Annotated in this window: 11 protein-coding genes; 5 read left to right on the top strand and 6 right to left on the bottom strand. The window is 62.9% G+C overall.

What is annotated here, in order from left to right; genetic code table 11:
- Positions 1-353 precede the first annotated feature (353 nt).
- Positions 354-1,178 carry a hypothetical protein gene (locus tag ACQP1G_RS21165; RefSeq protein ID WP_433207058.1) on the top strand — a complete coding sequence of 275 codons (825 nt, stop codon included), beginning with the start codon at positions 354-356 and terminating at the stop codon, positions 1,176-1,178.
- Positions 1,179-2,580: 1,402 nt separating this feature from the next.
- Positions 2,581-4,506 carry a hypothetical protein gene (locus tag ACQP1G_RS21160; protein ID WP_433207055.1) on the top strand — a complete coding sequence of 642 codons (1,926 nt, stop codon included), beginning with the start codon at positions 2,581-2,583 and terminating at the stop codon, positions 4,504-4,506.
- A gap of 94 nt (positions 4,507-4,600) precedes the next feature.
- Here ACQP1G_RS21160 and ACQP1G_RS21155 read toward each other — a convergent pair whose 3' ends face one another.
- The 4 genes from ACQP1G_RS21155 to ACQP1G_RS21140 form a co-directional block, all read right to left on the bottom strand.
- The gene (locus tag ACQP1G_RS21155; protein WP_433207052.1) at positions 4,601-4,945 is read right to left on the bottom strand and encodes a hypothetical protein; all 345 of its coding nucleotides are present in this window, start codon (positions 4,943-4,945) and stop codon (positions 4,601-4,603) included.
- Positions 4,946-5,145: 200 nt separating this feature from the next.
- Complete coding sequence (locus ACQP1G_RS21150) at positions 5,146-5,799, bottom strand: hypothetical protein (protein WP_433207049.1); 654 nt, start codon at positions 5,797-5,799, stop codon at positions 5,146-5,148.
- A 552-nt stretch (positions 5,800-6,351) separates the two neighbouring features.
- Entirely contained in the window at positions 6,352-6,942 is a 591-nt protein-coding gene (locus ACQP1G_RS21145) for a TetR/AcrR family transcriptional regulator (protein ID WP_433207046.1), read from the bottom strand.
- A gap of 163 nt (positions 6,943-7,105) precedes the next feature.
- On the bottom strand, positions 7,106-8,008 hold the full coding sequence (locus tag ACQP1G_RS21140) for an alpha/beta hydrolase (protein WP_433207043.1): 903 nt from the start codon (positions 8,006-8,008) through the stop codon (positions 7,106-7,108).
- Positions 8,009-8,829: 821 nt separating this feature from the next.
- Between ACQP1G_RS21140 and ACQP1G_RS21135 the strand changes: the two genes are divergently transcribed.
- From ACQP1G_RS21135 to ACQP1G_RS21125, 3 genes are all read left to right on the top strand, one after another.
- Positions 8,830-10,134, top strand: coding sequence for a helix-turn-helix transcriptional regulator (locus ACQP1G_RS21135; protein WP_433207040.1), 1,305 nt, complete (start codon positions 8,830-8,832; stop codon positions 10,132-10,134).
- Positions 10,131-10,784 (top strand): GDSL-type esterase/lipase family protein, encoded by a 654-nt coding sequence (locus tag ACQP1G_RS21130; RefSeq protein ID WP_433207037.1) that lies wholly within the window; start codon positions 10,131-10,133, stop codon positions 10,782-10,784. The genes ACQP1G_RS21135 and ACQP1G_RS21130 overlap by 4 nt, the downstream gene beginning before the upstream one ends.
- 626 nt (positions 10,785-11,410) lie before the next feature.
- Positions 11,411-11,893 (top strand): GNAT family N-acetyltransferase, encoded by a 483-nt coding sequence (locus ACQP1G_RS21125; RefSeq protein WP_433207034.1) that lies wholly within the window; start codon positions 11,411-11,413, stop codon positions 11,891-11,893.
- Positions 11,894-12,007: 114 nt separating this feature from the next.
- Here the strand turns inward: ACQP1G_RS21125 and ACQP1G_RS21120 are convergent, their stop codons facing one another.
- Complete coding sequence (locus tag ACQP1G_RS21120) at positions 12,008-12,466, bottom strand: PPC domain-containing DNA-binding protein (RefSeq protein WP_433207031.1); 459 nt, start codon at positions 12,464-12,466, stop codon at positions 12,008-12,010.
- Positions 12,466-13,512, bottom strand: coding sequence for an asparaginase (locus ACQP1G_RS21115; RefSeq protein ID WP_433207028.1), 1,047 nt, complete (start codon positions 13,510-13,512; stop codon positions 12,466-12,468). Before ACQP1G_RS21115 ends, ACQP1G_RS21120 begins: the two co-directional genes overlap by 1 nt.
- Positions 13,513-13,516: the final 4 nt, after the last annotated feature.

Below are 13,516 nucleotides of genomic sequence, written 5' to 3'. Positions count from 1 at the left end.
GCATCACCGCGCCGGTCCTACCCAGATCTGGGCCGAAACCGCAGTCTGGGGGAAATCTGGGGGAATCTCATTCCCCAACCCCCGCTTCCCTGCCGCATCCCAGCCTCGACAGTGGCGGAAATCTGCCGCCCGCAGACACTTTCGGCAACCGCGTGGCATCCACCCGACCTGGCGATTCACTACGGTGACCCGAAACCTCCTGGTTGATGCTGTCTGACATCAGGTGATCAACTGGACGCGACCTCCAGCCTCTCGACGGATCTAGCCCATCCTTAGAGCGGCCACAAAAATTGCCCCTCAGCGGACCTAGCCCGCCCGCCAAGGGGCCGCCAGGAAGAAGGAACCTTCCCGACATGAGCATTGTCACACGCCTGCGCCCGCAGGGCCGAACCCCGGTCACTGACCCGTTCAACCACGACTTCAACTACTCCCAACAGCAGCAGCGCGCACAGCAGCGAGTTGCCGAGCAGGTAGACCAGGCCTTCGTCGAAGCGCTCTCGAACGACGGCCTACTCGCCGATCGCGCTATCGAGGAGGAGATCCGAGCGCTGAAGCGAGCAGCACGCCTCAATGCAGCGAAGGACGCCCACCACCATCACGAGCGACGGCGGCGGCAGGAGTTCGCCGCTGCAGAAGCCCATGCGGACGCGGTCGCGGAGCATCGCCTCTTTACCAGCCCCGCCGCCCAACTCGGCCAACTGTTTCAGGGCCTACAGACTGACGGCCGCATACTTACTCGGCTTCTCTGGGCCTGCGTCGCCTGGGGTGCGGTGAACGTGCAACACAGCATGATGGTCGGTGTCCCGTTGACCGAACCACTTTGGTGGCTTGCGTTCGGCGTCGAGCCGATACTGACGCTGCCCCTCATCGTGATCATGCGTCTGGCGACCCGAGCATCGCGCCGAGGCCATGTGATCGCTAAGAAGAAGATCCTCCCAATCGAAGCCGCGCTGGTGCTCTTGACTGTGACCCTCAACGTGGGCCCGCACATTTGCGTGAGCGACATCTGGACGCTGATCTTCTATGGCATCCCGCCACTGATGATCGCCTCCATTGTCGGTCTCCATGCATTCGCGTCCAGCGAATACGCCACCATGATCGGCGACCCATCTCTTGTCGAACCGGCTCCATACCGCAAGGCGGACACCACGGTCGAACTCGTCTCCGAGGCGGCTTGACTACGCCCGGCCGGTCGCCCCAGGACAACTGAACAAGAACCTGTTGGACGCTCTGGCCATTGCGCACAGTTAGTTTCGCCCGATGGCGCTGATGCGGCACCCCCTTCCGCCCGACGCGCTGCTGCGGACACGAGTAGTCACCGGCAATTCCTTGCTTGGGATAGTGGACGATCCCGCAAGCCGATACCCCCGGTCACCCACGCCAGGGGCTTCGGAGCTCGGCACCTCGCCAGGGGCGGGCTTGCTTGCGTGTTGCGCCGCTCCTGCCCTCGGGGAATGGCGTGGCCATTGGGACCATGACTGATTGTGCGTCAAGCCAGCACGCGGGTGGATCAAACGTTGCGCATGTGGTGATGTTGATCTCGCCAGGCCCGGTCTCAGCCAGGCCACGTCATCCGACTGCGGGTGATGACGGCATTCGAGGCGAATCGGGCTGGCTTCGTTCGACTTTCGCGCTACACGGCGCGATTCGCTTTGCCATTGCGGGGTCGTTGGCGCATAATCAGGGCAGCTCGGCCTGGTCCGGCTGGGCACTCAGCGCGAATGTGCAGCTTCGATGCCTAGCGTTGGACGCGGACAGGGATTCTGCGATTCATCTGCGGTAGCTGTGTGTCGTATGTGCTGATTCGACGTACCTCCATGCAGTTTACATGGATGACGTATTGCACATCTAGCGTCCGCGATTTGTCCCCGATGTGCTGAGGATACGTTTGTGGAGCTGGTCCGCACCGACGATGATCTGTCGCGTTCTCACGGTCATAGATTCGCCGCAATTGCTTGCCCGACAATGGGTTTTCGCGTGAGCTCATCGCGATCAAGATGATCGAGCAGCAGAGTGCGAGGGTTCCCGAAGGTCATTTCGTCGCGTACTCCGGCACAAGCAGGCTGGAACGCCAATGCGATTGCGATCGAGATGAGACGCCTCACTGCCGCATCGGTCTATCGATCCACGATCGACCTCCACGTCCTGTGCGCGAAATCAATGGGTCTAGAAACCCCGTCCTGGTGGGCACTGCCACCCACACGAATCGCCTGAACCATGGCTAGTCCATCAGACTTTCGCACAGTGTGCCCAACCTCGTCGGTCAACCGAACATGAAGGCCGCCAAACATCGTGCAATTCCGGGCCATCAACTGAGAAGGAGGTAGCAACCCGAGGATCGCAAAGCCGGAGTAATCCCTTGCTGCTTCGAACACGTTGAGGCACAAGACATAACAAAACAAATGGCCCCCAGCTGGAACTGAGGGCCGGACAACCCGAAGGCTGCTAGTGCTAACCAGGTCTAAGGGTAGCTCATGCGTGCGCATGCCATCAAGCTCGGTTGGAGACAACCGCAGCGGTTGTGGCGTGCTCACCGACCGGCTATCCCCGCTACCCGAATCATCTTTTCCCGCTGATGTTTTGCCCGCGGAAGCGGTCGCGCGGGCTACGTTCGCGCGGTTGGCGCCGCTGCTGGCCGCGAGGCGGTCGATGCGACCGTGGGATCCGGCGCGGGACCGCTACAGCGACCGGTCCCGCGCGCTGACCAAACGCCTGCCCGCGCAGCCGGTGGCCCTGCCGCTGTATCAGCATCGGCGAACCCGGCTCTTGGGGCTGGATTTCGACGCTCGCCACCACGGCCGCGACGCGGTCGAGCGGGATGTGCGCCAATGCATGGCCTGGATCGGCGAATGCGGCGGGCGCGCGATCAGCGACCGCTCCACCAGCGGCGGCCGCCACGTTATCGTCCCGCTGCCGATCAGCAGCGTCCTGACCAAGGCCGAGGTGGAGCCGATTGTGCGCCTCCTGGCGGAGTGTCTGACAACCCTTGACATCACCCCGATGTGCAACGACGTCACCGGAGCACTCACCCCACCCGGATCACGATGCAAGGAAGGCGGCTACCGGCAGCTCGACGACACTCTCGACGATGCCACCGATGCCCTCGTTGTGCGCTCCGAGCCGGGCTTCGTCGGCCGTCTGGTCGAACTTCTCGGCGGAGCACGCATCACACCGAAAGTCGGTCGCGCACACGCTATCGCTAGTGCGCGCGCAACATGCACATCGCGCGCGGTGCAGACGAGCGCGCCGAACGTGTCTCGCACGCGCGCAAGCGAGACCGCGCGACTGTGGGAAGGCACCGGCGATGATGCGCGACTACGCACCGAATACCGCCGTCACACCCCGATGCCCCCCACTGTGACCGCGTTCGCCCTGCGCGGTGTCGCGCCCCCGGATCGGCGGTGGCGCGCGCGAAACGGTCGTCTCGACCGCTCCGCCGCGCGCCAATCTGTGCTCACCGCAGCAGTACTGCAAGGGATGTCCCTGACCGATGTCCAGGCACAGTTTCCCGCTGCCGGCGGGACGTGGATCGGCTTGGCCGAGGCCTACACCCGCTACGGGCACGGCGCCGCTGCCGCAATACGCCGCGACTGGGACAGCGCCTGCCGCTGGGCATCTGCGAACGCCCCCGAATTCCTGCCACTCGAGCACAAGAGGTCAGAGCACACAGGGGGGTGGCGGGGGGACCATCACGTTCACGCGAAAACCCAAACCCGATGGCTCGCAACCGCGATCGCATGGGTCGATGCTCAGTGGCCTGGTTCCCCTCGACGAGCCAACGTCCTAGCCGTCCTGCAAGCCCTCGCGCACGCCTCCGTTGTCGGTGGCGAGATCGTCGCTGGCGTACCAGCAGTCGAACTCGGCGGTCGATCGCTGTCGCTCATGGCTGGGTCCATGCCCGAAACCACGGTATGGCAGGTCCTCCGGGATCTCCGTGACGTGCCTGGCGCTCCCCTGCTCCGCGTTCGTCGCGGCGCGGGCCTGCTCGCCGACCGCTATGCCCTGGTCACGGCCCGGGTTGACGGCCGCCGCCCCCAGCCGAGCCTCACCCAAACCACACTTGCGCGGGTCGAACCTGTGCACTCGGCATGGAGCATCCTGGGGATCCACCACCGGCGCCTCTATGAGGTAGTCGTGCATCAAGGCCTCACCAAGCCCGCCGATGCGCTCGCCGCCGCCCGCATGAGCCGCAGCACTGGCTACAACACCATCGCTAGCCTCGCCACCGCCGGACTCATCACCCACTCCCGCGGCACCATCGGCCCCGGCCCAACCAGCCTGGACGACATCGCGCGCGCCCACGGACTCCACCACGCGCGCACCGAGCGCATCGCACGTCATCACCAGCAGCGAAAGGCGTGGATCTGCTGGCTCACCGCCCGATTCGGTACGTCCTCAATCACCGAACCACCCGAAAATCCCGCATTGACCGAGCCGTGGGAGGCCCACGACACCGAGGACTATGTTGCTTCTGTCCTTGCTGCAGGCCCACCGAGGTTCCCTTGAACGATCATCACCAGAACTGTCCCATACTGCCGCCAGGCCGAGTAAGCACATACGACCGCTATACGAGGCGCCGCAGATCGGATGTACGGGTCGATCACGAGCCCTCCCGCGATGGAAAATCTGGCGCGGCGTCGTTCCTCTCGTCGCGTTGGAGGTCGGCGCGGAACGCGGCCAGGAATAGCCCCAAGTGATCGATAGCAATGTCCCTGGCTGTCTCCTTGTCACAGGCCCTGTCGGTCAGCACGCTGATTGCCGTGTTCACTCCGGTCTTGTAACTAGATTGATCGTTGCGGCTGGCGGAGTCGACCGCATGAGAGAGCACCAGGACGTAGTCACCGCCGTACTGGCTGGTCAGCTCTGCGATCAACTCGGCGACTCGAGGCAACGGCATCCCTGCATCGCTGACAAATATGAACTCCCGCCGCGGACGGTAGGTCACGGGACGCCTTTCTGTTTCAGGGCAAGGGAAGTCTTCTCCGGCGCCCACGCCCAGCTGGCGCTGAACGGGTCAGATCGCTGCTGCGTGCGCGTGCGATGCAGCTTGTGCAGGAGCGCTCATCTATGACGGATAATTTCTGCTGGTTATGAGAGGGCAGCGCGGTGCTGGGAGTCCAGAGCTGAAAGGGCGTGATCCTGCGCCTATCGCTGCTCGCGTTCCGACTCGGTAACCAGCGGATCCAGGTCGAGCCTTTGCCAGGAGCACCCACCCATCGACCGGGCCGTGAGCAGCGCCGACGCCAAGGCTGCAGTGATCGGCCCTCGCCAGCTATCGCGGTTCGGTTCCAGATACCAGCTCGACAGCTTCGCTGCCGTGCAGGTAGTGCGCAGATCCGACGCCGAGATATCCAGATCGGCCGCCGTGTCCACCATCCGAGCGGAGACGTCGTCTTTCGTGCGCTGCTCACGACGATGCGCCCACAACAGTGCATATTTGTCCAAGCTCACCAACTCGACTTGACCTTGGACCGTCGAGCACAGCGGCTTGAGGGCACCTGCCAGATCGTGGCCAGTGATCACCTCGGCATGGCGGTTGCACTCGGTAATCCGGCCGTCGAGCTCGACAGTGAGGCTCGTCTGCGAAGTTGCGTCGTTGAGGACTTCGTAGCCGAATGTGAACCCTCGTTGATCCGCCCCGAGATCGCGAGGTTCCTGCACAGAAAAAGTCGCATACACCAGCCCGACACCCAACGGAGTGACTGCCAGAGCGACCACTGTCGGCATGGCAGCGCCGGTGGACCGGCCCGGATCACCGAACGGCTTCCGCGGATTCGCGAGATTCGTTGCGCTACTCAAGATTTCGTCTCCATCTGCCATCCAATGTACGGGTTGGTTGTCAAGCCCGCCGCATAGCGGCGAACGCGCTCAATCTGTCGTGACGTCGACCAGCACGCCGTCAAACACCGAGATACCCCACCCGCGCCCGGCAGTCGCGGTTGAACCGTCGCGGGATGGCGGCGGTGATCAGCTGGATCTGGAGATCGCTGAGCACGCCCCTGACTCGCGATTCGCCGACGATCGATGCCGCGGTGGGTGTACGAGGTTTCGCTTCAATACCGCTGGGAGGTTCGCTCGTTGGGTCCAGCCAGTGAGCTCGTCGCGATCGGCGAGGCCACGACTGACCGAGGGAGCACTCTACTGAGGCGAAGGGGTCGAGGCGGTCAAGAGTCACTCCTGATTCGGTCACCGAAACCCGAGACGAGCCACACACTGGTGACCGCCTTCGGACATAGAAGGTGCATCGGAAAAATGACATCGGCGATGTGCCGGGCCGTGCAAGCGTCGCGATCACAGCGACCACACTGATTTGGCCACGCGGGGATAGGTTGGCGCTCATAGCGGGAGACCTCACGCGGCGCGTTCGGCGAGCACATGTTCGACCAAGGCACGCAGCGACGCCGTTTCAACACAAGAGGCGCTGCTATCGGTAGCGGCCTGTCCGACGACGTTCGTCAGCAACATCACAGCGCCCACCTCGGGTCTCACAGCCGGATCGACCCCCGCCTCGCGCATAGCATCGGCTATGAACTTGGTTGCCTTACACCGGATTTCACGTAGCCGATCACGAGATACGTCCTCTGGTGCTGCGTCGCCGAGATCGAGTTCGAGCCGCACCCATCCAGGGTGCGCGGCCGCGAACACCACCCATGTTGAGATAGTGGCAACGAGTTGATCGTGATCGCGGACCTGATAGCGACGCACATGAGCATCAGCGCGGCGAAACAGCTGCTCCAGCACGGCGTCGGCGAGGGCAGGTTTGGTCGCGAAGTACTGCACGATCGCACCGGGGGTGAGTCCTGCGCGTTCAGCGATCCGCTGAAGCGACACCGCGGCATAGGAATCGGTAAAAAACAGGTCGGTCGCGGTCGCCAGCGGACGCTGACGGGTCAGTTCGGAACCGCGGGTGCGCGCTGTACTCGTTGCGAAAGGTTCGCTCATGTTCGACGCGCCTTACTGGTCGCGAGGGCAATACGGTGTTGTGAGCTACGTGGGCGGGCGTGAATCCGGCACCGAAGTCCGCCCCAGCTGTCTACGCTCTGCACGGGATGTGGCATGGGTGCGCAAACACCATGCGAGGAAGTCAATTTCAGTCGACCGCTCTTCATGCGCAGGCCGCCTGCCGATCTCCGGCCGCGCCGGCCGCAACCGACCCCGCCCATGCCACCAAACAGTCCTGAAACAACTTCGCGTTCGGCGCGACGGTCACCGCATGACCGGCCCCCGGGAGCACAAATGTCTTCAGCCGGGCCGCTAGCGCGAAATAGGGCCGCTCCGCCTCGGCCAGGCTCGCACTCGACGCGCACACCGCCCGCGCACACAGCAAATCCAACTCCCCATTGGCGACCAGGACCGGCACGTCGATGGCGCTGGTCAGGGGCGGGATCGTGCTGGCAAGCCCGTCCAGCATCGCCGCTGGACTGAACGTGTCGGCAACCTCGGCATCGTCAACAGAAAGCACGACGGGATCCGTACCCGGGCCCACGAAACTGGCTGCCCGGGTGCCCTGGCGAGTGGTCAGATACCCCGGGTCGAGGCCACGGTCGGCGAATCGTGAATCTGTGGCGGCGGGGACGAAGCTGGCCACCGCCTTCAGCGTGTCGATGGGCGACACCGAGTGTGAAAATCCTTGCAGCAGAACACCATCAACGTCATGGAACGTGCTGGCCTCTATCGCGGCCACACCCGCTCCCATCGACACCCCGCCAATGATGATCGTTGGGAACTCGTATCTGGCTAATCCGGACCGCAGCGCTGTGACGATCTCATGCAGGCCCTGGGCTTGAAGGGTGGCAGTCACCGCCGCACTCGGTGGTCGCGTGCTGGCGCCAGTCCCGAGCAGATCCAGGGTGAGCGTCGCAAAGCCAGCAGCGGCCAAGGAGCGTTGGACGCTGTAGGTCTCCGGCTGCACCGGCCAATCCCAATAACGGGCATTGGTCGCAGCACCCGAAACCAACAGCACCACCGTGCTCGTCGGCCGCTCGGGACGACACACCGTGCCGCCCATCGCACCACCCAGCACCGGCCATGACGTGGCCCGGCAACGCCCGGACACGGACGCGGATTGATCGGCATGCCCCACTGGGGATAAGCAGAGCAGCGCCGCGATCGCGGCTGTGACCGTCGAGACAATCTTGGCTCTGGCGCGGTACTTCGCCGCGGCGCTAGTCCATGTCACTGCCTGCTCCCTATGACGAGCTCTTCGACCCGACCAGTCGGCGCCCACCCCCGGCATGCGCCGAAAATCAGAACGGCCCACCAGACGGCCACAACAACATCAATCACTAGGTGCCAGCGACTGTCGTTGCCCCAGTCCGCTTTTCGGGCAGCGGCGGACGCTTCCGTCAGCCATGGCGGCATTGATGGCTCGCCTACCCGGGACACAATGTCCGGATGTCGCTCGGCGTCAGCATCATTGCGGGCCATCAGTTGATTCACGCCAAGGAAATGGGCGGCCATTCAATACCTCCAATTCGGCGAGTGCTGTGCGAATACAGGTCCGTCCAGGCCGCTCGGTCCGGATCGTTGTCTGACCGGGCATCCCAGCGAGGCAGACGATGTGACATGGTGGGTGGGCGGCGGCGGGGCCGTAGCGGCCATGAGCGAAACCCCCGAAATCTGTGGCGAGTGGTTGTCCCGCCAGCGAGGACATCGACGATGGCCCGCTGCCGGGAGTTGATAGAGCATTCGGCGCGTGCGGGCCGTACCCTGTAGCCAACCGTCCACAGCGGTCACCGGCCAGAGCACCCGCTGTGCACTATTGAGGCGTGAAAGAGGCATTGCCCCGCTGATCTTGGGTGTTACACAGGGGCGGAAGGCGGTAAGGGTATGGCGGCTGCCGGGCGCAGGGCGCGCCGCAGGTTCGCGCAGCGCCGTAAGGCGCAGGGGTTCACCCAGGAGTCTTTAGCTGCCTGTCTGGAAGTAGAGCGGTCAACTGTGGTCCGCTGGGAGGCCGGCAAGAGCCAGCCTCACGCGGAGCTGTGGCCGAAACTTGCTGCAACGCTGAAAGTTACGTCCGAGCAACTTACCGACTTACTCGCCGAAGGTTCCGTTGGTGCGGTCACCCACTCGCAGCTACAGCCACCTACGGTGATGACCTTTCCCGGCGGCGATACAGCCTTAGATAACTCAAACAGCGGCTCGCACCACGACAGTATGTTTCATTTGCGGCGGGTGCTTATGGGACGCATTCCAGATACACCGCCAGGAACACAGATAGAGCTCACGGCTGCAGTAGCGCGCGCATGGGATTTGTTCTTTTCGGCTCGCTTCGGCGAAATGGAACGGATGCTTCCTAGCGTCATAGCAAGCGCATATAGCGCTGCTCAGGCAGCGAAGGGTGGGCCACGGCGTCAGATCAATATTTCGCTTGCTCAACTATTGCACGCCTCATCAAATCTTCTGGGCTACGTCGCTCAGGAGGACTTGGCCGCCTTGGCGCTCCTCCGTGCAGATGCATTAGCAGCAGAAAGCGGAGACGAGCTGTCACGAGCCGCGATTAAAGGATCACATTCATGGCTGTTGGCGAAAAACGGCATGTATGACGACGCCGCCGCGTATGCCGATCAAGCAGCTACCGAAATTGAACCACGATTGTCTACCGCTACACCGCGCCATGTCTCCATTTGGGGAGAACTTCTGTGCTACGCCGCATTCGCGGCCTCTCGCACGGGAGACTACCAGCAGGCACGACGATATTTACGTTTATGCGAATCGGCCGGGACGCAGCTAGAAGACGACTATGTCAGCAGACCTGAGGCGTCGAATGTGTTCGGTAGCACCTCGGCCGCGAGTTTCGGTGTTATCAACGAGACTGGGGCGAATCGGCCGCGTGAAGCTCTAAAACTTGCCGCTGTTGTCAGTGGCAGTGGTACCGGAATTCCGCCCACGCTGCGCAGCCGCAGGCTCATCAACGTTGCGCAAGCCCGGATTCACAACCGGGACTATGCGGGAGCCGTGGATACGCTTCGTCATGCGTGCTCGATGGCACCGGAATTCGTTGGTCACATACCTCTGGCCCACTCGCTGACCAATGAGCTACTGGCCCGTCGAGGTAAGCAACGGCTGGATGGGCTTGTTGGCGTCGCTAAACACCTCGGCGTATCTGTCCAACCCGTAGGAATCCGACGTTGAATGTTAACCCTGCTGCGTTTACCATCTTGTGCTTCGGTGACTCCAACACCTTCGGCCAACCCTCCGACGGGCACGGCCGATGGCCAGCCGACGTGCGCTGGACCGGTCGGCTACAGCAACTTCTGGGTACCAGATACGCCATTATCGAGGAAGGTCTCGGCGGTCGTACCACCGACTTGGACGACCCCGATCGTGATGACCGCAATGGCCGAACCTACTTTCAACCCTGCCTGCGCAGCCACTCGCCACTGGACATGGTGGTCATCATGCTCGGGAACAACGATCTCAAAACCAAGTTCGGTCGAGAAACAGAAGCCGTCGCTACTGCGCTCGAGGGCTATATCGACAACATCGAGCGCACTGCTTGGACCCGCAACGGTGGAGTGCCTGCGGTATTGTTGGTCAGTCCGATCCATCTCGATGCCGATCAGCCCGCGTTTGCCGAGCGTAGTTCCGAGTACGACGCCAACTCCGTGCGTAAATCGCGCGAACTCGGCGCGGCGATACGGCGCGTCGCTGACAAGCGCAAAGCTTTGTTCGTGGACGCGGCTACCGTCGCGTGTCCGGGAGATGACGGTACACACCTGAGCCGTGACTCACACGAACCTCTTTCAAAGCTGATCGCGCAAGAAATCAGGCCAAATATTTAGCCCTCGGCTCCGACTGCCCCACCGCACCCGCCTGCTGGATTCTCGATTGAGAAGACTTCGGCCTGGCACCGCAAGGTCTCGACGCGGCGACACTCTGGACGAACTCACTGGTGGTTCCCGCCTTGGCCGACAAGGTATTCCGGAAAAGACGAGCCGACTCGGAGACAAGGTCAGGCAAGCTCATGGCTCTTCTGCTGCTCCCAGGATCTCAACGACCCCGACTTCGCCTCCGCTCCGCCTTCCAACCGACACCACAGCGCGCAGCCGAGCTCGTAGCAGACCTACATCATCGAGATACTCCCCCAAGGAGGGGACAACGTGCACAATGCGTCTCCGCTCGCCGAACCCGCGCAGCCGGTTACGTCACTCGGTCTGCGGCGAGCTCGCGGTTCACTCGGTAGCGGTGTACATGAGTATTGTGCCTTCAGCCGCACACGTCGTGGATCTGCAGCCAGCTCTCCCTCACAGTGTCCGGCGGATTCAGCACAGCCGAACGACGAACTCACCAGCAGCACCCACTGGAACATCGCCATCATCGGCCGCAGCATCGCCCGACACCGTCGCGCCGCCGACCTCCCACACCAGTTGACCAGCATCGTCCGAAAAGTCCATGCACAGGAGCGCCCATGATCGTCACCCCTCTGCAGGTCCAGCACATCAACGACGTCCATCACCTCATGGAGCTCGGCGAACCCTACATCCGCGCCCGCGGCCTGTCCGACTACTGGCTTTACGCCGAGTTGTTCTCCTCCACTTGCCCCGTCATGACCGACAAGGACAACAACATCACCGGCGCCGTGATCGCGTTCCGCAGCCAAGACAACCCGGCAGAGGTCTATATTCAGGACGTTATGATTCATCCCGAGCACCGGCAACGTGGCATCGCCCGAGCGCTCCTGAACAGCATCCGCACCCAAGCCGAAAAATGGGACTGTCAGCGGATATGCCTGACCTCCGAGCCGGAAAACCATGCAGCACACGCCACATGGACCACACTCGGATTCGTCAACGTACCCGGCGACCACCAGATCTACGGTGTCTCGGTCATCACCGACTACAAAGGGCCCGGGCGCAGCCGAGCCGTCTACGAATTGCTATTGCGCCAATGAAGCCGGGCTGCGCGGGGATTCGCAGCCGACAGACAGCCAGGTGATACGGACAAAGGACCCACTGACCCGATCGTCGCCCCGCAGCTCTGGAAATACGGCCGCCTCGTCGGCGGCCTACTCGAATTGCAGTAAGGGGACATCGAATAAGTCCGGGTCTGGTGTGCGTCGTATGCGCGGGTGGGTCACTTCGATGACGAGCATCTCGGTGAGGAACTGGACGTGGGCGCCGAGTAGATGGCTGGTGTGTCCGGTGGCTGAGTACTCTTTGAGGCCGACCGCGACGTGGATGTGTGGTTGGATCTGGCCGGTTTCGGGATCGTAGGCGAGGGTGCCTGCGCCGAATGCTTCTACGTTTCGCAGGTGGACTCGCGACCAGACGGGTGCTGCCGGGTTCTTGAGTTGATCGCATGTTCCGACGAGATCGACGTGGCTGAATCCTGCGATGAAGGACGGGATGTAGCCGCCGCGGATGTCGTGGCTGCGGCAGAACTCTGCCAGCGCGGGGTAGAAGTCCTCGCCGTGATCGAAGGTGACCCCGAACGATCGTCCGAGTGTGAGTTCGTGTGAGCGCATCAGAGGTCCTTGCTGGAATCGTTTGGCCAGGGCCAGGTTTCGGCGGGACGGTAGCCGCCTGCGGCTCCGAAAGCGGCACTGACTGCGGGTATGTCAGTGCCGCTGGACAGCAGGGTATGCAGGAGGACTCGCGCTTTGATCGGATCGAGGTATCCAGCGGAGATCACGCCGCGGGCCAGCAGATCTCGTTCGGAGCCAGGGAATCCGTACGTGGATTCGAGCACGGAACCAGCGCCGGTGCGGGAAGCCAGAACTGCGGGAACTCTGGCAGCGAGTGCTTCGATACCAGGCACGAGGCGGGCGGGAACGTGGCCAGCTCCGACAGCAGCGAGAACGAGACCGTCGATATGGTCAGCAAGTGCGTGCAAGGTGGTCCCGTCGTCGCCGAGGGTGACGGTGAGAATCGGCACGCGGGTGTCGTCACCGGGTTTAGCTGTGACGGTGAAGCGGTGGCTGAGTTGGTTGAGCCGGCGAGGCCGTCCTTCGACGACATAGCCTAGAGGGCCACCGTTGGGCGACTGGAATGTCGCGGTGCTGGTGGTGTGTGTTTTCCGGACGCGGCGGGCGGCGTGGATCTCGTCGTTGAATACGACCAGGCACCCTTGGTGGCGAGCCGAGGGGTCAGCTGCGGTTTGAATCGCGGCGAGGAGGTTGGCGGGGCCGTCCGGTCCGGCCAGGGATGGGTTGCGCATGGCGCCGGTCACGACCACCGGCTGCGGACCGGTGTGTAGGAGATCGAGCAGGAACGCGGTCTCTTCGATGGTGTCGGTGCCTTGTGTGACGACTACACCGTCGGCATCAGTAAGCCGATCATGGATTGCTTCGGCGAGGGCGGTGATATCGGAGATGGTGAGGGATGCGCCTGGTACCTGACGAAAGTCCACGACGTCTACGGTGATGCCGGTGTCGGTCAGGCCGGGTACGGCGGTCAGGAGTTGGTCGGCGGATAGGGTGGGCGCGACGCCGCCGGAGGAGGTGGTCGACATGGCGATGGTGCCGCCGAGACCGAAAACTACGATGCGGCGAGGTGTTTGGGCGGTGGGCACTCCG

Source organism: Nocardia sp. CA-107356, from assembly GCF_050946365.1.
Taxonomy (GTDB): domain Bacteria; phylum Actinomycetota; class Actinomycetes; order Mycobacteriales; family Mycobacteriaceae; genus Nocardia.
The sequence above is the reverse complement of the archived record's forward strand: the minus strand, read 5'-3'. Positions and strand labels throughout refer to the sequence as shown.